This is a genomic window from Bifidobacterium breve DSM 20213 = JCM 1192, assembly GCF_001025175.1.
Classification (GTDB): domain Bacteria; phylum Actinomycetota; class Actinomycetes; order Actinomycetales; family Bifidobacteriaceae; genus Bifidobacterium; species Bifidobacterium breve.
In genome coordinates, this window is sequence record NZ_AP012324.1 from 298921 (window position 1) to 322218 (window position 23298).

Annotated in this window: 18 protein-coding genes and 3 pseudogenes; 19 read left to right on the forward strand and 2 right to left on the reverse strand. The window is 58.1% G+C overall.

Annotation, left to right across the window (positions count from 1 at the left end):
* Positions 1-59: 59 nt before the first annotated feature.
* The 7 genes and pseudogenes from BBBR_RS01170 (at position 60) to BBBR_RS11315 (ending at position 5728) form a co-directional block, all read left to right on the forward strand.
* Positions 60-341, forward strand: coding sequence for a metal-sensitive transcriptional regulator (locus BBBR_RS01170; protein ID WP_014483396.1), 282 nt, complete (start codon positions 60-62; stop codon positions 339-341).
* Positions 342-467: 126 nt separating this feature from the next.
* Positions 468-1895 (forward strand): DNA recombination protein RmuC, encoded by a 1428-nt coding sequence (gene rmuC, locus BBBR_RS01175; RefSeq protein WP_003828138.1) that lies wholly within the window; start codon positions 468-470, stop codon positions 1893-1895.
* A complete protein-coding gene (locus BBBR_RS01180) occupies positions 1892-2521 on the forward strand; it encodes a type I phosphoribosyltransferase (protein ID WP_003828139.1) in 630 nt (209 codons plus the stop codon). The genes rmuC and BBBR_RS01180 overlap by 4 nt, the downstream gene beginning before the upstream one ends.
* Before the next feature lie 88 nt (positions 2522-2609).
* Positions 2610-3125: pseudogene (locus BBBR_RS11305) on the forward strand (TrmH family RNA methyltransferase); the annotation flags it as partial.
* Positions 3126-3269: 144 nt separating this feature from the next.
* Positions 3270-3548: pseudogene (locus tag BBBR_RS11310) on the forward strand (TrmH family RNA methyltransferase); the annotation flags it as partial.
* Positions 3549-3748: 200 nt separating this feature from the next.
* Positions 3749-4685: pseudogene (locus BBBR_RS10600) on the forward strand (ATP-binding cassette domain-containing protein).
* A complete protein-coding gene (locus BBBR_RS11315; RefSeq protein ID WP_025300993.1) occupies positions 4682-5728 on the forward strand; it encodes an MATE family efflux transporter in 1047 nt (348 codons plus the stop codon). Before BBBR_RS10600 ends, BBBR_RS11315 begins: the two are co-directional and overlap by 4 nt.
* A 75-nt stretch (positions 5729-5803) precedes the next feature.
* On the opposite strand, the gene BBBR_RS01200 is transcribed toward BBBR_RS11315, so the two are convergent.
* The gene (locus tag BBBR_RS01200) at positions 5804-6766 is read right to left on the reverse strand and encodes a hypothetical protein (RefSeq protein ID WP_003831383.1); all 963 of its coding nucleotides are present in this window, start codon (positions 6764-6766) and stop codon (positions 5804-5806) included.
* Between the two features lie 854 nt (positions 6767-7620).
* Here BBBR_RS01200 and gatC point away from each other — a divergent pair.
* The 8 genes from gatC to BBBR_RS01240 all read left to right on the forward strand — a co-directional run bounded on the left by gatC (position 7621) and on the right by BBBR_RS01240 (position 17189).
* Entirely contained in the window at positions 7621-7920 is a 300-nt protein-coding gene (gene gatC, locus BBBR_RS01205) for an Asp-tRNA(Asn)/Glu-tRNA(Gln) amidotransferase subunit GatC (protein WP_011068473.1), read from the forward strand.
* A gap of 3 nt (positions 7921-7923) precedes the next feature.
* Positions 7924-9465: an Asp-tRNA(Asn)/Glu-tRNA(Gln) amidotransferase subunit GatA gene (gene gatA, locus BBBR_RS01210; RefSeq protein ID WP_003828147.1), complete on the forward strand. Its 1542-nt coding sequence runs from the start codon at positions 7924-7926 to the stop codon at positions 9463-9465.
* Between the two features lie 25 nt (positions 9466-9490).
* Positions 9491-10990, forward strand: coding sequence for an Asp-tRNA(Asn)/Glu-tRNA(Gln) amidotransferase subunit GatB (gene gatB, locus BBBR_RS01215; RefSeq protein ID WP_003828148.1), 1500 nt, complete (start codon positions 9491-9493; stop codon positions 10988-10990).
* Positions 10991-11130: 140 nt separating this feature from the next.
* On the forward strand, positions 11131-12177 hold the full coding sequence (locus BBBR_RS01220) for a GNAT family N-acetyltransferase (protein WP_003828149.1): 1047 nt from the start codon (positions 11131-11133) through the stop codon (positions 12175-12177).
* Between the two features lie 6 nt (positions 12178-12183).
* On the forward strand, positions 12184-12498 hold the full coding sequence (locus tag BBBR_RS01225) for a DUF2469 domain-containing protein (RefSeq protein WP_003828150.1): 315 nt from the start codon (positions 12184-12186) through the stop codon (positions 12496-12498).
* 170 nt (positions 12499-12668) lie between these two features.
* Positions 12669-14282, forward strand: coding sequence for an NAD(P)/FAD-dependent oxidoreductase (locus BBBR_RS01230; RefSeq protein WP_014483403.1), 1614 nt, complete (start codon positions 12669-12671; stop codon positions 14280-14282).
* Between the two features lie 355 nt (positions 14283-14637).
* On the forward strand, positions 14638-16614 hold the full coding sequence (gene rho / locus BBBR_RS01235; RefSeq protein WP_014483404.1) for a transcription termination factor Rho: 1977 nt from the start codon (positions 14638-14640) through the stop codon (positions 16612-16614).
* 245 nt (positions 16615-16859) lie between these two features.
* Positions 16860-17189, forward strand: coding sequence for an aminotransferase class IV (locus tag BBBR_RS01240; protein ID WP_003828155.1), 330 nt, complete (start codon positions 16860-16862; stop codon positions 17187-17189).
* A gap of 21 nt (positions 17190-17210) precedes the next feature.
* Here the strand turns inward: BBBR_RS01240 and BBBR_RS01245 are convergent, their stop codons facing one another.
* Positions 17211-18467, reverse strand: coding sequence for an ISL3 family transposase (locus BBBR_RS01245; RefSeq protein ID WP_226799783.1), 1257 nt, complete (start codon positions 18465-18467; stop codon positions 17211-17213).
* A gap of 556 nt (positions 18468-19023) precedes the next feature.
* Between BBBR_RS01245 and BBBR_RS01250 the strand changes: the two genes are divergently transcribed.
* From BBBR_RS01250 to BBBR_RS01265, 4 genes are all read left to right on the forward strand, one after another.
* Positions 19024-19842 carry an AraC family transcriptional regulator gene (locus BBBR_RS01250; protein WP_223261651.1) on the forward strand — a complete coding sequence of 273 codons (819 nt, stop codon included), beginning with the start codon at positions 19024-19026 and terminating at the stop codon, positions 19840-19842.
* A 261-nt stretch (positions 19843-20103) separates the two neighbouring features.
* Entirely contained in the window at positions 20104-21426 is a 1323-nt protein-coding gene (locus tag BBBR_RS01255) for an ABC transporter substrate-binding protein (protein ID WP_003828159.1), read from the forward strand.
* A 99-nt stretch (positions 21427-21525) separates the two neighbouring features.
* Positions 21526-22416: a carbohydrate ABC transporter permease gene (locus BBBR_RS01260; protein WP_014483406.1), complete on the forward strand. Its 891-nt coding sequence runs from the start codon at positions 21526-21528 to the stop codon at positions 22414-22416.
* 1 nt (position 22417) lies between these two features.
* Complete coding sequence (locus BBBR_RS01265) at positions 22418-23287, forward strand: carbohydrate ABC transporter permease (RefSeq protein ID WP_003828161.1); 870 nt, start codon at positions 22418-22420, stop codon at positions 23285-23287.
* The last annotated feature ends 11 nt before the right edge of the window (positions 23288-23298 follow it).

Below are 23298 nucleotides of genomic sequence, written 5' to 3' on the forward strand. Positions count from 1 at the left end.
CCCCTATGGGGTATATAATGGGGTGTGTTCAGCTGAAAGATGAGTATCAGGAGGCAGCGATGCACGGGTATGACGACGATAAGGCCAAAGTCATTGCGCGGCTGCGCCGCATTGAGGGGCAGGTTCACGCCATTACGCAGATGGTGGAGGACAATAAATACTGCATTGACGTGTTGACGCAGATTTCGGCATCGAATTCGGCGTTGAAGTCGGTGGCCTTGATATTGCTGGACGATCATCTGAATCACTGTGTGCGCCAGGCGGCGGTGCAGGGCGGTGAAGTTGCCGATAGCAAGCTTGAGGAGGCATCCGCGGCCATCGCGCGCTTGGTGAGGTCGTAGTTGGTCGTGTGTTTGGCTGTTGGCCCTGGTCGTCTGTCGTTATGCATGCGGTGCGATTGTCAATGCTGACGTTAGGAAACAGGAACATATCTACCGCCGGTTGAAGATGGTGGAATACTGGGAACCATGTTTGAACAAATGGGAACTGTGATTGTGGTCATCGCCGTGCTGGTGGTCGGTGCGGGGCTTGGGCTTTGTGCCGGCTTTTTATTGGGGCGGCATAAAGGTCAGGCTATGGCGCGTGATGCCAGGGCTTCGGAGCTGGAGGAGGCCAAAAGCTTGCTGGAGTCGGCGCATGGGGAGATTGCCGATTTGACCGCTCGCAATGCCGCTTCTCAAGCGCAGCTTGAAGGTGCGAACCAGCAATTGACGTTCGTGAAGTCACAGCTTGCTCAGGCGCAGCATGCGGAACAGATTCGCATCGAGCGTGAGCGTGAGCGCGCGGCCGCCGAGGCTGAACAGAAGCGTAAGGCCGATGCCGAAGCCGCCGAAGTCAAGCGTGTCGAGCAGGAGGCTCGTCTGAAAGAGCAGAGTAAAGTGCTGGAAGCGCTTGCTCCTGTTGCCAAGAATCTCGATTCGCTCCAGACCAAGGTCACCCAAATCGAAGAAGGCCGCAAGAAAGAGATGGGGGCGCTCGGGGCTCAACTCAAGGGCCTGAATGATCAGCAGGCCCGGTTGGACAAGGAAACGAGTTCACTATCCGCGGCACTGCGCAACAATAAGGTTCGTGGTGCCTGGGGCGAGGCGCAGCTGAAGAATATTGTGGAGTCCGCGGGATTGCTGGAGCACGTTGACTTTGACACCCAAGTGGTGGTGTCCGATGCCGACGGTCGTATGCTCAGGCCGGATATGGTGGTGCATCTGCCCGGTGGCAAGACCATTCCGATTGATGCCAAGGTGCCGTATGCCGACTATCAGCGGGCTTGTGAGATTCCCGAGACCGCGGGCCCCGAGGAGTTGGATCGTCGTAACGACCTGTTGCGATCCCATGCCAAGGCGCTTCGAGAACACGTGCGTGCGTTGGGGGAGAAGGCCTATTGGAATGCGTTCCCCGTCACTCCTGATTTCGTTATCGCCTTTATTCCCAATGAGGCGTTGTTGCAGGCGGCGCTTGAGGCCGATCCCACGCTGATGGATGATGCCTTCTCCCGCAAGGTGGCCTTGACCTCGCCAGTGACCCTGTGGGCCGTGCTGAAATCAGTGGCCTATGCATGGCAGCAGCAATCGCTGACGGATGATGCCAAGCAGTTGTTCGATTTGTCTCGAGAGCTGTATGAGCGCTTCGCCGTGCTTGGCGACTATGCCACCAGGCTGGGAACCCAAATCACCAAGACGGTCAGTGCCTATAACAAGTTCGCATCCAGTTTGGAGCGACGTGTATTGCCCACGGCTCGCAAACTGCAAAAGCTCGAACCCACCAAGGTGCTCGAGGAAGTGCCTCTTATCGAATCAGACAAAGGCAATGTCAGTGAGTTATCCGCCCCCGAGGTGACATCGTCGGAGGATGATGAGCCGGTCAAGCTGACTGCCTCAGGCGATAGGCTTGAAGCATGACTGAATCTGGATTCCGCCCGACCGGCACCTCGGACCTCAATGTTTCACGCGACGCTTCCGCTTTTGCCATGCTGGAGCCGCATGAGCAGCTGGCCACCCTGCTGAAGGAGCACGTGGTTGGCCGCCCGTTTTCGGAACTTGCCTCGGTGACTTTCGATCATCGTGCCGCCACGGTGATGGGTCATGTGCTCATTGACACTCTTGAAGATGCAGGCTATTCGGTTGATGATTTTGACGCCGTTGGTGCCTTGACTGCAGCTGCCGTACCCATGGTGTCTGCCATGATTCATGCTGCTGCTTCCCGTGGCGAGGATCTGGACGGATTCGTAATGGACTTCGTGTATCCCTCAATCAAGGGTCCGTCTATTGAAGGACGACGCGTGATGCTGTTGGATGCATGGCTGTCCGAAAAATCGTATGTGCAGACCAGTTCGCTGGTTACCCTGCGTAATGGCAACGAACTCAGCCTCGACTTCGGCGTGGTCGAACAACTCGGCGCTCAGGTCGTGGCTATTACCTCACTGGTCGGCGGTGGAGCTAAAGACATCAATGTCATCAACCCCTCCACTGGCGAAAGCCACGTACTGCCATTCGTTCAGGTCTTTGACGAATCCGAGCTGAGGTAATTCCATTCGTGGCTTCCCCATTCGGGAGGCTGTCGGGCGCAACGAGCTGTGGTCGGCGCACGACGTTGATAATCTCCGAGGAGCAACTGTGCACGCACCCAACCAGATTTCCTTGGCGGCAAAAGCCTCGGGCGAACCGGAATTCCGTGAAGTCGGTCTTGGCCCATGGGCTGAAACCCATCCCGGCGAACCTCGTCCTGATGACTTGGCATCGCCTAATTACGATGTCCGTTTCGATTCTGCTCTGCTCGATGAGGGCGATCGCCGCAATGTGCTCGACCGATATCGCTACTGGACTGTGCAGGCCATCAAAGAAGATCTCGATGCCCACGGCCGCCACGATTTCGAAGTGGCGGTGGAGAACTGGACCCACGATTTCAATATCGGATCCATGGTGCGCACTGCCAATGCTTTTCAGGCCAAGCGCGTGCATATCGTCGGCCCGCATAAGTGGAATCGCAAAGGCGCGCTGATGACTGAGCTCTACCAGCACGTTGAGCATCACCCCTCAATCGCGGAGTTGGTGGAATGCTGGCATAATCGTATCGCTGGTGAAATCGCTACCGAACGGGCGCGGGCTGGGGCGGCTGCCTTAAAGGCCCATGCCATCGCCAGTGCTCATAATGGGGCGGAGACTGGTGCCGGCAATGGGTCGGAGGGCATCATCGGTAATTCCGGTGCAACTGTGTCCTCCCACGTGTCGGCGCTGAATGCTGTTTCGGCAGTTGCCGAGGCCACTGCCGAAATCGCACAGGCGGATGCCCGCATCAAGGAACTGGAAGCCGCTCGCATCATTGCTCTGGACATCATTCCGGGCGCGGTGCCCATGGAGACCTATGCATTCCCCAAGCGCTGTCTGCTACTGTTCGGCGCCGAAGGCCCCGGGCTGAGCAGTAAGGCCTTGGAACTAGCCGACGACGTGGTATACATCTCCCAATTTGGTTCGGTGCGGTCCATTAACGCTGGCGCCGCGGCGGCCGTGGCCATGCATGCATGGATTGCCCAGCATGCCGCAACCGCAGTCTGATGGAGCATAGAGAAGCCTCGCTGCCATCGCAATTCCGCGTATTATCTGTGGTGTTGCGTCACAGCAATAGTCCGTGAAACATTTTGTGAAACATCAATTCCCCATATTTCCTCCTGTGAAACATTGCGTGAAACACAAGCCCCGGTAGACGTGTGTCGACAGCTCTCCCCAATCTGTCCAATATGGGCTAGAGTGAAAGCATGATTGAAGTTGAGGAGCTGAGCAAACGCTTCAAGACCAAGCAGGCACTAGACGGTGTGTCGTTCACTGCCGAAGATGGCAAGGTTACGGGTTTTCTGGGACCGAATGGCGCAGGCAAATCCACCACTATGCGTGCTGCGCTCGGACTCATCAGCCCGGATAAGGGCCGCGCGCTAATCGATGGCAAACCATATGTCACCTTACGCGCACCAATGCGTGCGGTCGGTGCGGTGCTTGACGCCAAGTCAGCGCATAAGTCGCGCACTGCACGAGCCCATTTACAGGCCCTTGCCTATACCAACAACATTCCTAAGCGTCGAGTCGATGAGGTCATTGACATGACCGGTCTGCAAGCTGTGGCCAATGTCAGAGCCGGTCAGTTCTCGCTCGGTATGAGCCAGCGACTGTCCATTGCTGCGGCATTGCTGGGCAACCCGCACAATCTGGTGTTGGACGAGCCAATCAACGGTCTCGATCCAGAAGGCATTAAATGGGTTCGCGACTTATGTCGTTACTACGCAGCTGAAGGACGAGCCGTGCTGCTGAGCTCGCACTTGATGAGCGAGGTGGCGTTGACCGCGGATAATCTGGTGATTATCGGGCAAGGCCATGTGTTGGAAACCACCACGGTGAGTGCATTCGTGGCCGAGCATTCCTCCAGATCCATCCGTGTGGTGACGCCGGAACCCGACAAGTTGCGTGCGATTTTTACCAGTAGCCCTGAGGTCACCGTGGTTCCCGATACTCGCAAATCCGATGACCCGCAAGTAGGCGAGGTATTTCGTGTCAATGGCGCCGACTTGGTTGCGGCGGCACAGGCGTTCGCCCGGGCCGGCCTGATTACTTACGAATTCGTCGAAGAGCACGCCTCCTTGGAAGAGTCGTATATGGCTGACCCACAGCAGCGCCGAATACCTGGCCAAGGAGGTCGGATGATGAGCTCCAATACCATGAGAACGGCCACGGAAAACGCCAATATGACCGGCAGTATGAGTGGTGCAGCTGCTGAAAAGCATATGCCTGATGCGACCGGACCCAGCCAACCTGCCAACGCAGAGGCTTCCGGCCGTCCTGCCTCTAGCCGTCGTGCCAGCAGCACGTACCGTCGTGCCAAGCTCACTGTGTTCGGCTCGCTAAAAGCCGAATTGCTGAAACTGTGGTCACTGAACTCCACCAAGGTGCTGTTGGGTATTGCGGTCGCGCTCATGCTGGCTATGTCCGCGTTGAGCGCTTGGAGTGTGACCTTCATGGCGTCTACGGATTTGAACACTGGCAAGACGCTGGACAATCCCAAGCCCATATCCGCCGCAGATCTGTGGGCGGTACTGGCTTCTTCCGGCTCGACCGCGGCGCTGGTCATCGGCATTTTCGGCGTGATGGCCATCACCAGCGAATACACCACATCAGCCGTGCAATCCAGTCTGACGGTCAACCCCAGGCGCGGCATGTTCTATGCCACTAAGTCCGTGGCCACGGCCCTGTTTGCGCTGGTTGCTGGTATTGTCGGCATTCTGCTGGCCGCAGGTGTGCTCTGGCTATTCACTCGAGGCCATGACATTACGGCGCTGACCAGCGATCAAAGTCGAATCATTCCTGTCACGTTGATCGGCTTCCCTCTGACTATTGTGCTGGTGTCCCTGATGGCGCAGGGACTTGGCGGCATGACCCGTTCCACAGTGGGCGGCGTATGCGCGCTGATCGTGCTCTTCATGGTGCTCTCGTCAGTACTGTCCATCACATCGATGGCCATTAACCAGGTCGAATGGCTTGGCACTTTGTCCTATCTGACACCGGACACCGCCATGAATCATTTCCTCGGCGCTGGTATAGAAAGCAGCTCGCAGTCCACCCTTGCCGCAGCCGTTAAACCGAACTACTGGATTCCCGATTGGTGGCAGTCCGGCCTGATCCTCCTCGCCTGGGCCGCCGCAGCATGGGCTGGCGGACTCATCGTCACCAAAAAAGCGGACATCAAGTAGCTATGTTCTCTGCTGCAGGATTATCGCCGCATAAAGCAATCACACCTTCGTGCATCAGACATATGCTGACGATTGTTATCGCATCACCATTGTTGCGTCGGGAACGCCGGCAGCCCGTAGTTTATTGATCATTGGATGCTGCTTCAACACATCCTCATAAGTGAACCGAACTATGGAGTCGACTTTGGCTCGATACAGTCCGGTTTCCCGCTCTTTTTCCGCGTGCACTGCTCCTTGAATACCCCTGCGGTCATTCATATTCGGATTGGTGTATTTCTCGTACCCGTCATATTCGCCGACGATAAGACGGCCGTCGGGCAGCCGCCAGAGATAATCTACCCGGTACAGCGCGCCCGTTTGCGGGTCGGTGATGTCTTGCTGCAATTCGGGGACCATGAGTCCGCCTTCAACGATTGTGCCTCGACCGAGTGATTCGCCGCCGTTTTCGCTTGCCGGGTTCGCATAATGAAGCAAGCGGAATATCGGCGTGCAATCGCGGTGCATAGTGCTGCAAATATTGAGAATGTCCGCAATGGCAGTACCTTTACGTAGTGCCGAATCGATGATTGGCAACGCGAAGCGAAAATCGGTAGACAGCCCGCAGTCCACTACTGTTTGTGCCCCATTGGTCACAGGGATTCCATTGACATATTCCGGTGCACAATGTGGTACGAATACACGTTTGATATTGGCATTGTTCGCGTTGGTACCTTGCGACGCGGTGGCGATGGTAACGGAGCCGGCATGAAGATGCCATGGGTGCTCGAAACCATGCAGTGCCGCTGCGGTGACTCCGGCGAAAACCCAGTTTGGATGCTTGAGATGGAGTGTGCATGCCACATGCTGTATGCGTTCATCGGGTTTGAGCGCATTCCAGTATTCCGGTTTGACATACATGTTGGGAAATACTCGCTTGAGCTCGAGTTCTTTGGCTCGGCGAATAAGGGCCGAGCAGTGTGATTTTGTTCGGCCGTAAATACATATGCCTGCTGCTTCCGCTTGCGCGATAAGCGCATCCACTTCTTTGTGATGTTTCATGAATCGAAAGTATGCCAATCGAGAATGAAGTGTCCACTTATTCGGGCAATGTGGTCGCAGCTTCGAGCGGATTCGCATGTGAGAATTGCATAGATTGGCTATATCTCGCGGATGCTTGCGGATTGAGGTGTGAATCATCGGCATGATAATTATGCATGTGCCCCCGTTGCGGCGTGGAATGTGGATAACTATTTCGAGTGCGTTGATGCGGTGCCTGGAGAGGCTTTCCTGTTCCTTGCACTTGCCGGATTCGGTTTTTGGCGTTTAGAGGGGCAATTGGTGTTTAAAGAGGGGCAAACCTGACTAGCTCGCATTTTTGCTCCGCTGAGAAGTCGTGAGTAGAGCATTTTCTCGATTAGATCGAGGTTTTGCTTCGTTGGGGGACAGCAGCGAGGTGCTTTCATGGTCAGCTCGTGGTTTTACCTCGCTGAGTGCCAGTAAGCGTGGTTTTTCTTCGGCTTTGTCGTGGTTTTGCCCCGCTTGGGATGCTGGGCGAGGTGTCTTCATTGGTTACTCGTGGTTTTGCCCCGCTGCGAGGTGATGAGTGGTGCGGTGTCGTGATCTGTTGGTGGTTTTGCTTCGCTTGGGATGATGAGGGAGGTGCTTTCGTTGGTTATTCGCGATTTTGCTTCGTTGAAGGGTTGTGAGTGAGTCGTTTCCATTAGTTACTCGTGGTTTTGCCCCGCTGAGGGGTGATGAGTGGGGTGGTTGTGCGGTTGGCTGGTGGGTTTGCCCCGTTGGGAGCTCTCGAATTGGTGGTGGAACCCGTGAAGGGCTGGCGCATTGTTCCAATGGGCGGGAAAACGAGGCTTTCCGATAACTGCGTGTCACATACGGCTCATATAGTTATGGCCATGCCAACATTTTCACGCGAAGAAATCGTGCATTTGGGCGATCTGGCCCGAATCGCGCTCACCGATGAGGAAATCACCCGTCTGCAGGGCGAACTGAACGTCATCGCAGACTCCATCAACAAGGTCCAGGAAGTCGCCTCCGACGATGTGCCGCCGACCGCCAACCCGGTTCCGCTGGAAGCCTACCTGCGCCCAGACGTCGCCGAAACCCCGCTCACGCAGGAAGAGGCGCTCGCCGGTGGCCCGAAGACCGAGGCCGGCATGTTCGTGGCACCGCGAATCCTGGGAAGCGAGGAGTAATCGATGAGCAACGAAACCGCAACTCTTGTCAAACTGTCTGCTGCCGAGCAGGCCGCTGCCATCAAGAAGGGCGACGTCACCTCTCGCGAGCTCGTCGAAGCCCACCTCAAGGTGATCGAAGCCGCTGAGCCGTCTATCAAGGCCTTCCTGAAGGTTTCCGGCGATGTGGCTCTCGAGCAGGCCGACGCCTTCGACGCCAAGTCCGCCGAAGACAAGGCCGCCCTGCCCGAGCTGGCCGGTGTGCCGATCGCCATCAAGGACATGATCGTCACCAAGGGCATCGAAACCACCGCCGCCTCCAAGATCCTCGAGGGCTGGGTGCCGCCGTACGACGCCACCGTCATCGAAAAGCTCAAGGCCGCCGGCATGCCGATCCTCGGCAAGACCAACCTCGACGAATTCGCCCAGGGCTCCTCCACCGAGCACTCCGCCTACCAAACCACCCACAACCCGTGGGACACCGAGCGCGTGCCCGGCGGTTCCGGTGGTGGCTCCGCCTCCGCGGTCGCCGCATTCGAGGCCCCGATCGCCCTCGGCACCGACACCGGTGGATCGATCCGTCAGCCCGGCGCCCTGACCGGCACCGTGGGCGTCAAACCCACCTACGGCGGCGTCTCCCGTTTCGGGGCCATCGCCATGGCCTCCTCGCTCGACCAGATCGGCCCGGTCTCCCGCACCGTGCTCGACTCCGCCCTGCTGCAGGAGATTATCGGTGGCCACGACAAGCGTGATTCCACCTCCATTCCCGAAGGCCCGCGCCCGATGGTCGCCGCCGCCCGCGAAGGCGCCAAGCGTGACCTCAAGGGCATGAAGGTCGGCCTCATCAAGGAACTCGGTGGCGACGGCTTCCAGCCCGGCGTCGAGGCTCGCTTCAACGAGGCCGTCGACAAGCTCAAGGAAATGGGCGCCGAGGTCGTTGAGGTCTCCTGCCCGCACATCGGATACTCGCTGGGCGCCTACTACATCATCATGCCGTCCGAGGTCAGCTCCAACCTGGCCCGTTACGATGGCATGCGCTACGGTCTGCGCGTCATGCCGCCGGCCGGCGTGCCCCAGACCGCCGCCAACATGATGGCCTACACCCGTGAGGCCGGCTTCGGCGACGAGGTCAAGCGCCGCATCATCCTCGGCACCTACGCCCTGTCCGCCGGTTACTACGACGCCTGGTACGGCTCGGCCCAAAAGGTCCGTACGCTCATCATCGAGGACTTCAAGAAGGCCTTCGAACAGGTCGATGTGCTGATCTCGCCTACCAGCCCGTCTACCGCCTTCAAGTTCGGCGAGAAGATGAACGATCCGCTGGCCATGTACGTCAACGACATCGCCACGATTCCGGCCAACCTTGCCGGTATGCCCGCCATGTCCATCCCGGCCGGCCTGTCCGACGACGGCCTGCCCGTCGGCTTCCAGTTCATCGCCCCGCAGCAGCGCGACGAAGTCATGTACAAGCCGGCGGCGGCCCTGGAAGCCGCGCTGGAAGACAGCTGGAACGGCCCGATCTGGAACGACCTCAAGACCCCGTGGCTTGACGGTCTGGGCAAGTGAGCATCGGAAGGAAAGAAACAACATCATGGCTGAAAAACTGATGAAGTACGCCGATGCCACCAAGAAGTACGATGTGGTCTTCGGTCTGGAAACCCACGTGGAGCTGTCCACGAACACCAAGCTGTTCTGCCCGGCCCACATCGAGTTCGGCGGCGAGCCGAACACCGAACTGACCCCGGTGAGCCTCGGTCTGCCGGGAAGCCTGCCGGTGATCAACAAGACCGCCGTCGATTACGCCATCAAGCTGGGCCTTGCCCTGCACTGCGAAATCGCCGAGTGGAGCCAGTTCGCCCGTAAGAACTACTTCTACCCGGATATGCCGCGTGACTACCAGATCTCGCAGTACGACAAGCCCACCAACGGCAACGGCTATCTGGACGTTGAGCTGGAAGACGGCACCGTGTTCCGTGTGCCGATCGAGCGCGCCCACATCGAGGACGACGCCGGCAAGAACACCCACGTGGGTGGCGCCGACGGCCGTATCGAGGGTGCCGACCACTCGCTGGTCGACTACAACCGCGCTGGTGTGCCGCTGATCGAGATTGTGACCAAGCCGATCGAGGGTGCGGGCGACCGCGCTCCCGAAATCGCTGGTGCTTATGTTCGCGCTATCCGCGACATCGTGCGCGCGCTGAACATCTCCCACGCCCGCATGGAACAGGGCAACATGCGCGCCGACGTGAACGTTTCGCTGCGCCCGAGCGCCGATGCCCCGTACGGCATCCGTTCCGAAACCAAGAACGTGAACTCGTTCCGTGGCATCGAGAAGACCATTCAGTACGAGATTCGCCGTCAGGCCGCGCGCCTCGACGAAGGCAAGGAGATTCTGCAGGAGACCCGCCACTGGGATGAGGCTACGCAGACCACCGCTGGCGGCCGTCTGAAGTCCGATGCCGACGACTACCGTTACTTCCCGGACCCCGACCTCGTCATGCTCCACATCACCAAGGAGCACATCGAGGAGATGAAGGCCCAGATGCCGGAAATGCCGCGCGAGCGCCGCAACCGCCTCAAGTCCGAGTGGGGCCTGAGTGATCTGCAGATGCGCGACATCCTCAACGCCGACGCCCTCGACCTGATTGAGGAAACCGTCAAGGCCGGTGCCAAGGCGGCCGGTGCGCGCAAGTGGTGGCTGGGCGAGCTTTCCCGCGAAGCCAACGCCAAGGGTGTGTCCCTCGAAGAGCTGCCGATCACCCCGGCCGACGTGGCCGAAGTCGAGAAGCTCATCGCCTCCGGCAAGCTCAACGACAAGCTCGCCAAGCAGACCGTCGAAGGCGTGCTCAAGGGCGAAGGCACTCCGGATGAAGTCGTCAAGAAGCACGACTACAAGATCGTCGAAGACAACGGTGCCATCGAGACGGCCGTCGAAGCGGCGTTCGAGGCGAACCCGGACGTGGTCGAGAAGCTCAAGAGCGGCAACATGAAGCCGATGGGCGTGATCATCGGCGCCGTGATGAAGGCCACGCGTGGCCAGGCCGATGCCAAGGCCGTCACCAAGGTCGTCATGAGCAAGATCAAGGGCTGATTAGATTCACTGGCTCCCCTCTTTGAGGGGAGCCTTTATTCCTTTTGTAAGGGAACGACCCCACTCACTTCCAGCGTTCACCCAGTCAAGTAAGATATGTTCGGCACTGAATCGCGAGCCGAGACAGGGGACATACGCTAATGACTGAAACCAACGAGACGCTGAGCCTGGCTACTGACGCGCAACTTACGCGCGATCTGCCACATAGCATCGTCATTCCACCGATTACCGGTGAAATGGTGCATTTGCGCCCCGCTACCGTTGAAGACCTGCTCCGGTTGGATGAACTCGACGCTTTCTATGGCGCGTCCAAAATCACCGGTAAAGATGCGGCCACCGAACGTGCCGTCGTGCACACATGGGTTCGTCGTTCTCAGGCTTGGGAAGCCGGACAGGCTCCCGCGGAATCAGGCGTGGGCGATCCGGAATCTCGCCGCACCATCGCATGGGCCGTGCTTACCGACGCCGACCATGACGATGACGGCATGATCGATGCCGCTCCCACCGACAACGTTATCGGCATGATTTTCCTCATCGATATCGATGGCTGGTCCCGTTCCGCCCGTATCCAGATCATTCTGGGCAAGGACTACCGCGGCCGTGGCTATTCCCGCGATGCCATGCCGCGTGTGATGACCTACGGCTTTGCCCCGGAGCCGGCCGGCTTGGGCATGCACCGTATCTGGGTGAGCGTTCCGGAAACGAACACTCGCTCGATTTCCGTCTACCAGTCGCTTGGTTTCGTGCCGTCGGGCACATCGCGCGATGCCCTGTGGGATGTGGAAAACAATAAGTATCAGGATCTTATTGTTATGGATACGTTGGTGGATGAATACGATCCGATTCGCTCCCTGGATGCTTTCGGCATGCACTTGATTGAGGACAATCCCGGTGTCAAGGAAGCGCTGTCTGCGCGTGAACACTCCATGGCGATTCAGCAGCGTGTTGCCGAGCCCGGAGCAGGAGAGCAGTCCACGGCTGCCGACGAGTCCGAGACATCGTCTGAAATCGCCGAAGCACCTGCCCAACCGCAGAGCACCAGCGAGCAGGCCACCACGGGAACGCATACTCGTTCCACGGATGAAGAGAGCAATTGGCCATATGGTCAGGCCGACCGCAAATCTTCCAAGGAAGCTTGGTGGCGTACACTGGGTCGCGGACGCAAGCGAGATACGGAAGGTGAATAATCGAGCATGAGCGCCGAGGATCTGGATAATTACGAAACTGACGCCGAACTCGCGTTGTACCGGGAATACCGCGATGTCATCAAGCTGTTCACGTACGTCGTGGAGACCGAGCGCCGTTTCTATCTAGCGAACAAAGTGGATTTCAATGTTCGTTCCGCAGGCCAGGACGTCTACTTCGACGTGCAGCTGACTGATGCATGGGTATGGGATGTGTACCGTTCCAGCCGTTTCGTCAAGTCGGTGCGTATCGTGACGTTCAAGGATGTCAATGTCGAGGAAGTACAGAAAACCGACATCGACATTCCTGACGATATTCATTAAAGGTGTATCTGCCCTCGCCAAGATAACAAGAGACGGCAGCACAAAGAACTTGTTTGCATCGCCCGCGCGCATCGCGGTCTATGCAATATTCGCAAGGGAATACACAGTTTGAACGTGCGTTTCCGAGGCTTACGATAAACTATCGCTGATTTGGTTATAAGGAGATGCAAGTGAGCGAAAAGCAATCTGTGGTGATTATCGGTGGTGGTCCTGCCGGTTTGACCGCCGCATGGGAATTGATTAAGGACGGCGGCGCTGATAAATACGATGTGACTGTGCTTGAGGGAACCCGTGCATTCGGCGGTATCTCGCGTACCGTGAAGCACAACGGCAACCGCATGGATATCGGCGGTCACCGCTTCTTCTCAAAGGACGAGCGCATCATGGATTGGTGGAAGACAGTTCTGCCACTGCAGGGCGCGCCTTCCTATGATGACAAGAAGCTCGGCCGTGAGCACGATATGGAGTCGGGCGGCCCCGATCCCGAGGTGGAAGACAAGGTGATGCTAAAGCGTCACCGTGTGTCCCGTATTTTCTGGAACCGTCACTTCTTCGACTACCCGATTTCCCTGAGCCCCAACACGCTGAAGGCTATGGGCTTCAAGCTCACCATGGTGGCCGGCTTCAGCTACCTGAAATCCATGTTCCACAAGCTGCCGGAAGACAATCTGGAGAACTTCTACATCAACCGCTTTGGCCGCAAGCTGTACTCGATGTTCTTCGAGGGCTACACGGAGAAGCTGTGGGGACGTCACCCCTCCCAGATTTCCGCTGACTGGGGTGCCCAGCGCGTCAAGGGTCTGAGCATCATGGGTGTGCTCAAGAACGCCTTCCAGAAGCTACTGCCCAAGCAGCGCTCCAACGCCGAGGTCGAGACCTCGCTTATCGAGGAATTCTGGTACCCGAAGTATGGCCCCGGCCAGCTGTGGGAGACTGTGGAATCCAACTGTGAGAACGCCGGCGTCAAGGTGCTGACCGACGCCACGGTGGTCGAACTGCGTCAGAACAACGGCTCCATCTCCTCGGTGGTGTATGAGGACTCCGAAGGTAACCGCACCGAGCTTGCCGCCGATCAGTTCATCTCGTCGATGCCGGTCAAGGACTTGGTCAACGCCATCGATGCAGCCGGTTCCGATCCGGAAAGCCCCGAATCCAAGGGCGCTCCTGCCGACATGACCAAGGTGGCCAACGGCCTGCCGTACCGCGACTTCGTGACCGTGGGTCTTCTGGTCAAGCATCTGAAGCTCAAGAACACCACGAACATTCCCACCCTCGGCAACCCGCCGATTGTGCCGGACTGCTGGATTTATGTTCAGGATCCGGGCTACAAGGTCGGCCGTCTCCAGATCTTCAACAACTGGAGCCCGTACCTGGTCAAGGACGTGAACGACACCGTGTGGGTTGGTCTGGAGTACTTCTGCGAAGAGGGTGATTCCTTCTGGAACATGAGTGAGGAAGACGCCACCAAGTTCGCCATTTCCGAGCTCACCCGCATGCGCGTGATCAATGGCCCGGATGAGGTCCTCGACTCCCACCGTGAACGCGTGAAGAAGGCCTACCCTGCATACTTCGATACCTACGAGCACATGGACGAGCTCATCGAATACCTCGATGGCTTCGGCAACCTGTACTGCGTGGGGCGTAACGGTCAGCACCGTTACAACAACATGGACCACTCCATGGCCACCGCCATTGAGGCCGTCGGCAACATCAAGACCGGCAAGACGTCCAAGAAGAATGTGTGGTCGGTCAACACCGACAAGTCCTACCACGAAGAAAAGTAATCAGCGGAGCGTATGCCGCCTTTCTTCACCCTCGACGCACCTCAGTGCGCCTTCGGGGTCAGACGGCGGCCTCCGCACGCGCTGATTATTTTTCTTCCCTCGCAGATTTTGCATTCTCGGCTCCTCTGAGGGGAGCTGGCTCGCGAAGTGAGATTGAGGGGAGCCAACCCCAGCAATTACATACGGCCTGCCGATACTCGGCGGGCCGTTTTGCATTGGTCGTGCTCACGTTGTAGAGTGAACAACGTTCGCGAGAACATCAGAGACGTAGCGAACATTCATGAGCGGTACAGCCGCAGAATCACTCTTAACGCCGTAACAGGCATGGGCCTGTTCGGTATGGAAAGGGCAACCAGTGGCAAATAGCCAGAATCTTGAGGATATGAAGCTGCCTGAGCTCAAGGAGCTCGCCAAGCAAATGGGTCTGCGAGGCACGTCTACCATGCGCAAGCCCGAACTGCTCGCCACCTTGCAGGCCGCCCGCAGTGGCGGTGAGCCGCCGGCTGGCGTCACTGTGCGCACTCCCAAGGCCGACAAGGCCGTCACCAAGGCAGCCAAGGCTGAGCCGGTCGTCGAAGAGACCGTTGCTCTGGCGGAACCGCAGCTTGATCTATCCGCACTTGCCGAAGAGCCCAAGGCCGCGGAGCCCCGTCGTGTGCGCCGTAAGGCAGCCGATGAGGCCACTGAAGAACCGCGCGATGCCCGTCATCGCCGCGATGATGAACGAACCGGCCGCAAGCCGCGCAAGCAGGCCGATGAGGCCGGCGATCTGCTCGCCTCCCTCGATTTGGGCGAGACAACCGCTCCCGAGCGCCGCCGCAACCGTCGTGATGACACCGAAGCTCCGCTCATTCGCCGTGTGCATGATGAGGATCAGCCGCGTCGCCGTCGCCGTCCTGCGGACAGCAGCGACGAGACCGTGCGCGATTTGGATGACATTCTGGCCACGCTGCCCACGCAGAAGCACGACGAACCTTCCGACGATGGTGAACAGAGCGAAGACCGCGAGTTCAGCCGTCGCAGCCGTAACCGTGACCGAGATCGCGACAACCGCAATGATCGCAATGACCGCCGCAACCGCCGTATGCGTGGTCGTGACCGTGGCGAAAACGCCGGCGAGGACGATCGTCGTTTCGATGATCGCGAGAACCGCAATGACCGCCGCGAGGAGCCGCAGGAAGACCTGGTACCGGTGGCCGGTATCGTCGATGTGCTCGATTCCTATGCGTTCGTGCGTACGTCCGGCTATCTGCCTGGCCCGAACGACGTGTACGTCTCCATGGGCCAGGTCAAGAAGTATGGCCTGCGCAAGGGCGATGCCGTGCACGGTTCCATTCGAGCCCCGCGCGAGAACGATCGCCGCAACCAGCGTCAGAAGTTCGTGCCGCTGCAGTCCATTGACTCGATTAACGGCCAGAGCGTCGAGGACGCACTGAACCGTCCGCAGTTCTCCAAACTCACCCCGCTCTACCCGCAGGAGCGCCTCAAGCAGGAGACCGCGCCGAACAAGCTCACTGGCCGCATCATGGATATCGTTTCCCCGATCGGCAAGGGCCAGCGTGGTCTGATCGTCTCCCCGCCTAAGGCCGGTAAAACCATCACCCTGCAGAACATCGCCAATGCCATTGCCGCCAACAACCCCGAGGTTCACCTGATGGTGGTGCTCGTGGACGAGCGACCTGAAGAGGTCACCGATATGGAGCGCACGGTTCAGGGTGAGGTCATCTCCTCCACTTTCGATCGTCCTGCTTCCGACCACACCACCGTTGCTGAGCTGGCCATCGAGCGCGCCAAGCGTCTTGTGGAGCTCGGCCAGGATGTCGTAGTGCTGCTCGATTCCATGACCCGTCTGGCCCGTGCCTACAACATCGCGGCTCCGGCTTCCGGTCGTATCCTGTCCGGTGGTGTGGATGCCCAGGCGCTCTACCCGCCGAAGAAGTTCTTTGGTGCGGCCCGCAACATCGAAAACGGCGGCTCCCTGACCATCATCTCCTCGGCGCTGGTGGAAACCGGCTCCAAGATGGACGAGGTGATTTTCGAGGAGTTCAAGGGTACCGGCAACATGGAGCTTCGCCTCTCCCGAGAGCTGGCGGACAAGCGCTTGTTCCCGGCCATCGACATCAACGCCTCCGGCACCCGCCGCGAAGAACTCATCACCGACCCGCAGGAGCTGCCGATTATCTATCGTCTGCGCCGACTGCTGGGTGGCATGGAGCCTGAGCAGGCCTACCAGACCCTGGTGCCGCGTCTCAAGAAGACCGCCACGAACCGCGACTTCCTAGCCGCTATCGTGCAGCAGGCCAACACCGGCAACGCGGTCAACGGCAACTGATTAGGCTGCTAGAATCTGACGTAAAGGGCTGTCTCCATTAATGCGGAGACAGCCCTTTTGCATAGCGCATGCGTCATCCATCACATTGCAGCTGTAATATTGCCGCAGTGCTTCTTCGCATAACGAAGTTATATGACACGGGGAGGAACATCATGAGCTCTATCGTTCTGGGAATGGGCAACGGCGCAGTCATGTTTGGTGATCGTGATGCCAGCAATGTGCCCGATGATGATCTCATTTAGCCGGTGAATCCTGCTGCTGTTAATATCAGTGCCTTTGATTTAAGCGTACTGCGCGGCGATGGTATTTTCGAGGCCACCACCGTGTTCAAGGGCTTCCCGATTTCGTTGGAAAACCACCTGCGCCGATTGTCGGATTCCGCCCGGCTGATGGATTTGCCTACTCCCAATATTGCAGCCATTACGCGCGGTATTGAGAAGGTGATGTCTGCCTATGATGATCCTGAACCGGCACCATTACTGCGTATTATCGTTTCGCGCGGTCTCGATCAGGAAACCGGAATCGGCAAAGCTGCTGCGGCGTCTGGCAACACTGTGCCGACTATTTTCATTTGAGCCTTCTGTTGTTTTCGTGGGTTAGAGGGTGGGTGTTGGTAGGTGGGTGGGTAGGCCGCTGCATCGGAGTTTGATCATGGCGATGAGGTTGTCGACGTGTCGGAAGCCGTAGGCCATGCGGATGGTGACCTTGATCTTGTTGTTGAACGCTTCCAGACGCGCGTTGGAGTAGCCGGGTCCGATGGTTCCGAGGATGTCGTCCCTGCGTCTGCGGATCTTCCTGCACAGTTCGACGATCTCGGGGATGCGGCTGTGGGAAGCCCGGAAGATCCATCGTTTCAATTCGGCTTCGGCTTGTCCGACGGGTTGGCGCGGGAGCGTCCTGAGAAGTTCCTTCAACTGCCATGACCGGTAGAGCTGGCCCTTGGGATCCGTGTCCCCGAGCGTCTCCAAGCTCCGGATTGCCGTTCGGTCAGGTCGCCGGGGTTCTTGGGGCACGGCGTATTTCAGGCCTTTCATCGTCTCCGCGGCTGTCTTGTTGTTGCCGCGTCTGGCTTGGTTCCACAACCGTTTCCTGACCTGGTCGAGCGTGTCGGTCATCCAGGAGACGATGTGGAACGAGTCGAGCACGCGCTCGGCGTTCGGCAGGTGCTCCTTCACGCTGGCGTCGATCCATTTGGCGCCGTCGCCGGTGACCGCCTTGATGGAGGCGCGCTGCTCGTCGGTCAGCTGCCGGAAGAACAGGTCGAGGACCTCCTTGCCGTATCCGTCGTGCGCCCAGACGACCCGTTTGCGCTTGTGGTCGACGACCACGGTGATGTACGTGCGCCCCTTCCTGTAGCTGGTCTCGTCCACGCCTATCGCGGTGAGACCGTCGAACATGCACGGCATCGAGGATCCCAAGCGGGTGGCGACCCTGCGCGCGATGTCACCGGCGGTCCTCCACGCGATGCGTAGGAATCCGCCCACGGTCTTCCGGCTGGCGACCGCCGTCAGCCACGCGCGCTCCATCTCGAAATCCCTGGTGAACCGGCTGCCCGGCTCCGCCCACGGCACTTGGGCGACCGCCACGCCATGCTCCGCGCACGCCACGCGCGGCGCCAAGCCCATGAGCTCGACCCCATAGCGGCCGAAGTCCTGGTGGCGCCATCGCCGTTCGCCGCCCCCGTCGTCGTATTTGGGGCACTTGCGCCCGCAACGCGAGCAACGCAACGCGCCCTTCCTGCGCCGCACCCGGACCACCAGGACGGGAGCCGGGCGCAGCGGGGAATCGTCCACCGGCACGTCCTCGACGACCATGCCCTTGACGTTCAGCAATCGTTTGAATAAGCCCTTCAACCAAGGCGCTTTCCTCGGTTGTATTTCCTGGTCGAAAAACAAACCTACAGGAAGCGCCCCTCACACATTGGGATTCAACGGCTCACCGACGAACCACCACCCACGAAAACAACACAAGAGCCTCAAAATAAGGACAGCCGCCGGAACCGATGGCGTCAGTCAAATGTGGGGTCACCGCCCAAGCCGTCATCCACCATTATCGCCGATCAGAAACCGGCATAACCATTATCAACGTCAAATCGACACGCCGACCCAATCACATCCATTGGACCGGTGCATAATCGTGAATAGCCGAGTAACCACCGCCCCACATAAGCACCGGCCAATGGTTTTGCGGCACTGAACTCGTACGTGATATACAAGTCCACCGCCCGATCACGCTACACCCTGGAATCCTTCACGATGACACTCGCCCTGGCCCAATAAGTCCAAGGGAACATCCACCCCGAATACGTTTGCACCCATTCGATTTAGGCATCAGTGAGTATCGTTGAATCGTATGATGGATAATTCGCAGACTGTGCCGAAGTTGACGTTGCAGCGTCGCATCGAGAGCATGGATCTGGTGTTCATGGCCGCTGGACGGCAGGAGTGCAAGCCGTCGGATTCGAGCGGCCCGAGGACATGCTCCTATCACATGCTGCATTTCGTGCTCAAAGGCAAGGTGCATTTCTATCTTGGTGGGCAGCATTACATCGTCAATGCTGGGCAATGTTTCTACGTGCCCGAGGGAACCAATACGTTCTATTATTCCGATCCCACCAATCCATGCATATACGCGTGGATGAACTTCACCGGCGATGATACGGTGGAGATAGTCCGGGAATGCGGCATGTCCAATGTGTGTCCCGTGATCGCCTTGCCGGATGTGAAGCCTATCTGGGATTTCATTGGCGGACTATTGCATTGCTATAATCCGACGCCCGCCAACGATATAGCGATCCGCGGGTTCATGCATTTGATCTTTGCGACGCTGATGCGTAACCCCAACGTTTCGAGCATCGCGCAGGAAGCCAGGGATTCATCGTCCGAGAATGATTTGATCAAGCGTGCAGTCGCCTATGTGCAGGAACACGCGGACGAGACTCTGAGCGTACAGATGATCGCGGACGCATTGTGCATTAGCCGCGGGTACCTGCACCAGTTGTTTATTAAGTATCTGCATACGACTCCGCAACAGTTCGTCATCAATTCGAAGGTTCAGAAGGCGTCGGAATTGTTGATCAAAACCAGAATGCCGATCGCGCGGATCGCCGAGCTGTGCGGATATCGCAATCAGTTCTCGTTCTCAAGGGCGTTCGCGCGCGAACTGACGCTCAGCCCGAGCGAATACCGTCGGCGCTTCAGCAATCCGGACCGTCTCGTCACGGAATAACCATTCCGGCGCTGTATTGCAGTTTGTAAGATTTTGAGAATCCTTTGGATATCTTTTTGTATGTCCGAAAATGTTCGGTTCCTCAATTTGTCGGCTATATATTGCAGTTTGTTTACTAGATAGGCCTTGAGCAGCATCATCGGATGTCATCTTGCATATAATCTTAGTACGTCATTCGAGAAGTGATCAGAAGGACGTAATCAGAAGGAACGGAAGCCCGCAAATTCAAGGTTGAAATGCGGATTAATGTAAGGATTCAACATGCGCAAAACCATCGGTAAGGCAATGGCCGCAACGACATCTTTGGCATTGGCATTGTCTATGGCGGCCTGCGGGTCGTCGAGCGAGAACGCGGAGGAAGCGACAAAGGTCGGTGGCACCATCACCATCTGGACGTGGGAGCAGCCGGGCAAAGCGTTCGAAGCCGCCGCGAAGGGATTCGAGGAAGCCAATCCCGGTACGACGGTGAAGGTCGAGAACGTCGGTAACCCCGCCATCTGGGACAAGATCACCACAGGGCTCGCTGCTGGCGGCCAGGGTCTGCCCGACATCATGAACGTGGGCATCGACTACATCGGCGGCTACATGGACAAGTTCCCCGACGCGTTTGCCGACCTGTCCGATTATGGCGCGGATGACCTCAAGGACGATTTCCCGTCCGGTGTGATGAAGAGCGCCACACGTGACGGAAAGATCTACGGGCTCCCCTTCGAAGTGAACACCGGAGCGCTGGTCTACGACGTGAAGATGTTCGAAGAGGCCGGCATCACCGAGGACGACATCTCCACATGGGACGGTTTCATCGAATCCGGGAAGAAGCTCAAGGAAAAGACCGGCAACTACATGTTCGGCATCAACAAGGCATGCACCGGCAACGCGAACTGCGGCGACACTTGGCAGATTATCACTGCATTGCAGAACTCCTTCTACTTCGACACCGACGGCAACATCACCATGAACGGCGAGGCCGGCGTCAAGGCCATGGAACTGATCAAGGAGGCGAACGACGCGGGCATCATCATCGAGCTGCCCGGAACATCGGACGACTCCTCGTGGCAGGTGCAGCAAGGCAACGTCGCCACACTAGTCGACCGCTCCTACCTGCCCGGCGTGCTCAAGACCAAGTTCCCCGACGCTAAGAACCGTTGGAAGGTGACCGCTCTGCCCGCAGTCGAGGAGGGAGGCCTGCGTTCCGTGGTGCCCGGCGCGACCTACCTGTCCGTCGCCAACGCGAGCAAGAACAAGAAGACCGCCTGGGAGTTCATCAAGTACGCGCTCGGCACCACGGAAGGCCAAAAGGCCATGTATGAATCCCAGGGCCTGTTCCCCGGCTATCTTCCGTTCATCAAGGAGGATCTGAACACCCCCGACGAGTTCTTCAACAATGAGAACGTCAACGAGGTGTTCATCAAGCAGCTCGAGGACGAGACCCCCGAGCTCAACTTCACCGGAGACTACGCGAAGGCGCTGAAAGCCATGATTGATGCCCAAGTCCAGGTGCTCACCAAGGGCGCCGACCCGCAGAAGGCCTTGGACGAGGCTGCGGAACGTCTCGCCAACGAGACAGGCCGCAAGATCGCCTGACCTTATCAGAATTCGCATGGGGTCGTTGGAACCTCTCCACCCCGACGGCCCCATGTCTTTAACAATTAACGGTACTCCGACGAAGGGAAAGGAGCGACAATGGTGACGCGGGCCAACACATCATCAAGAAAACACTTCCTGACACAACGAAACGCGCCGTACATCTTCTTGCTGCCAATGGTGCTGCTATACGGCGTGTTCAAGATTTGTCCATATCTATATTCCGCCTGGCTGAGCTTCACGACCAACCAGTCCGGCAAACAATTGTTCGCTGGATTCGACAACTACACGCGCCTGTTCAAGGACCAATTGTTCTGGAAGGCGCTGGGCAACACCGCGATCATCCTGGTGATCCAGGTGCCGCTGATGCTGTTTCTGGCGATCCTATTGGCCGTCGCGTTCAACTCCGCATTCCTCAAACTGCGTTCCGTTTTCCGCATGGGTTACTTCCTGCCCATCGTCATGGGTTTGGTCGCATACGGAATCCTGTTCAAGAACATGCTCGACGCCAACAGCGGAGTGGTCAACTATCTGCTTGAGCTGATCCATTTGAAGCCCGTCCCGTGGCTCACGGATTCGACATGGGCGAAGATTTCCATCATCATGGCCATGACCTGGCATTACACTGGTCAGAACGCCATCATCTACCTGGCCCAATTGCAATCCATTCCCACTGAACTCTACGAGGCCGCATCGGTCGATGGCGCGAATGGATGGTGGAAGTTCCGCTCCGTGACCTTGCCTGGCTTGAGGCCAGCAATCCTGTTGACCACCGTGCTCAGCACCATCGGCACATTGCAATTGTTCGACGAACCCTACGTGCTCACCAACGGCGGTCCCGACAACGCGACATTGACTGTCGGCATGTACCTGTACATGCAGGGTTTCAAGTATTTCGATTTCGGATACGCGTCGGCAATCGGCTATGTGATGCTCATCATCATCGTCGGTCTGAGCGTCATCCAATTCTGGATCCAAAGGGAGAAGTGACATGGCCACGCCAAATCTCAAAGTAGACAAGTCCCAGAGGATCGATGCGAAGCGGAACGGCTGGCGCACCGTCGGACTGACCGCCATCCTCGGGATCGGACTCATCGTCTTCGTGTTCCCGTTCTACTGGCTGCTCGTGGCGAGCACCAGAAAATCCACGGACGTGTTCTCGAAGACACCCCACATGATCCCTGGCACCGAACTGTTCAACAACATCCGCAACCTGATGACCAACACCCAGTTCGGCGACGCCATCGTCAACTCGCTCATCGTGTCGGTCACCTACGTGATCGTCGGCGGCGTGATCTGTTCCCTGGCCGGGTACGCGTTCGCCCAATACCGCTTCCGCGGCCGTAACATCCTGTTCGCACTGGTCATCGGTGTCATGGCATTGCCATCGCAGGTCACGCTGGTCCCGTTGTTCAAGATGATGTTGTCGTTCGGCTGGCTGGGAACTTACCAGGCGCTGATCTTGCCCGATCTGGCGTTGCCGTTTGGGGTGTTCCTCATGAGACAGGCCATGTCCACGTTCCCCACGTCGATCGTCGAGGCTGCGCGCATCGACGGCGCTGGTGAGATGAGGATCTTCGGCACAATCGTCCTGCCGACCATGAAGCCCACGCTCGCCGCATTGGCGATCTTCATGTTCCTCGGACGTTGGAATGACTTCGTGTACCCGTTGGTGATCACCAGGACGCCGGAACAGTACACGCTTCCCGTCGCCCTTGCCACATTGCAGGGTGCGAACACCACGGATTACGGCCAGTTGCTCGCCGGCACGACGATCTCGATCCTACCGGTCCTGATCCTCTTCCTGTTCCTCCAAAAGGAATTCGTGTCTGGCATGACGGCGGGATCTGTCAAGGAGTGACATGCTCAGGT

What these genes read in the sequence shown, in the direction of transcription:
- BBBR_RS01180 (WP_003828139.1), top strand. Translation starts at nt 1,892, where the DNA reads ATGACTGAATCTGGATTCCGCCCGACCGGCACCTCGGACCTCAATGTT.
- rmuC (WP_003828138.1), top strand. Translation starts at nt 468, where the DNA reads ATGTTTGAACAAATGGGAACTGTGATTGTGGTCATCGCCGTGCTGGTG.
- BBBR_RS01260 (WP_014483406.1), top strand. Translation starts at nt 21,526, where the DNA reads ATGGTGACGCGGGCCAACACATCATCAAGAAAACACTTCCTGACACAA.
- BBBR_RS01265 (WP_003828161.1), top strand. Translation starts at nt 22,418, where the DNA reads ATGGCCACGCCAAATCTCAAAGTAGACAAGTCCCAGAGGATCGATGCG.
- BBBR_RS01200 (WP_003831383.1), bottom strand. Translation starts at nt 6,766, where the DNA reads ATGAAACATCACAAAGAAGTGGATGCGCTTATCGCGCAAGCGGAAGCA.
- gatA (WP_003828147.1), top strand. Translation starts at nt 7,924, where the DNA reads ATGAGCAACGAAACCGCAACTCTTGTCAAACTGTCTGCTGCCGAGCAG.
- BBBR_RS11315 (WP_025300993.1), top strand. Translation starts at nt 4,682, where the DNA reads ATGATGAGCTCCAATACCATGAGAACGGCCACGGAAAACGCCAATATG.
- BBBR_RS01250 (WP_223261651.1), top strand. Translation starts at nt 19,024, where the DNA reads ATGGATCTGGTGTTCATGGCCGCTGGACGGCAGGAGTGCAAGCCGTCG.
- BBBR_RS01220 (WP_003828149.1), top strand. Translation starts at nt 11,131, where the DNA reads ATGACTGAAACCAACGAGACGCTGAGCCTGGCTACTGACGCGCAACTT.
- BBBR_RS01255 (WP_003828159.1), top strand. Translation starts at nt 20,104, where the DNA reads ATGCGCAAAACCATCGGTAAGGCAATGGCCGCAACGACATCTTTGGCA.
- gatB (WP_003828148.1), top strand. Translation starts at nt 9,491, where the DNA reads ATGGCTGAAAAACTGATGAAGTACGCCGATGCCACCAAGAAGTACGAT.
- BBBR_RS01225 (WP_003828150.1), top strand. Translation starts at nt 12,184, where the DNA reads ATGAGCGCCGAGGATCTGGATAATTACGAAACTGACGCCGAACTCGCG.
- gatC (WP_011068473.1), top strand. Translation starts at nt 7,621, where the DNA reads ATGCCAACATTTTCACGCGAAGAAATCGTGCATTTGGGCGATCTGGCC.
- BBBR_RS01170 (WP_014483396.1), top strand. Translation starts at nt 60, where the DNA reads ATGCACGGGTATGACGACGATAAGGCCAAAGTCATTGCGCGGCTGCGC.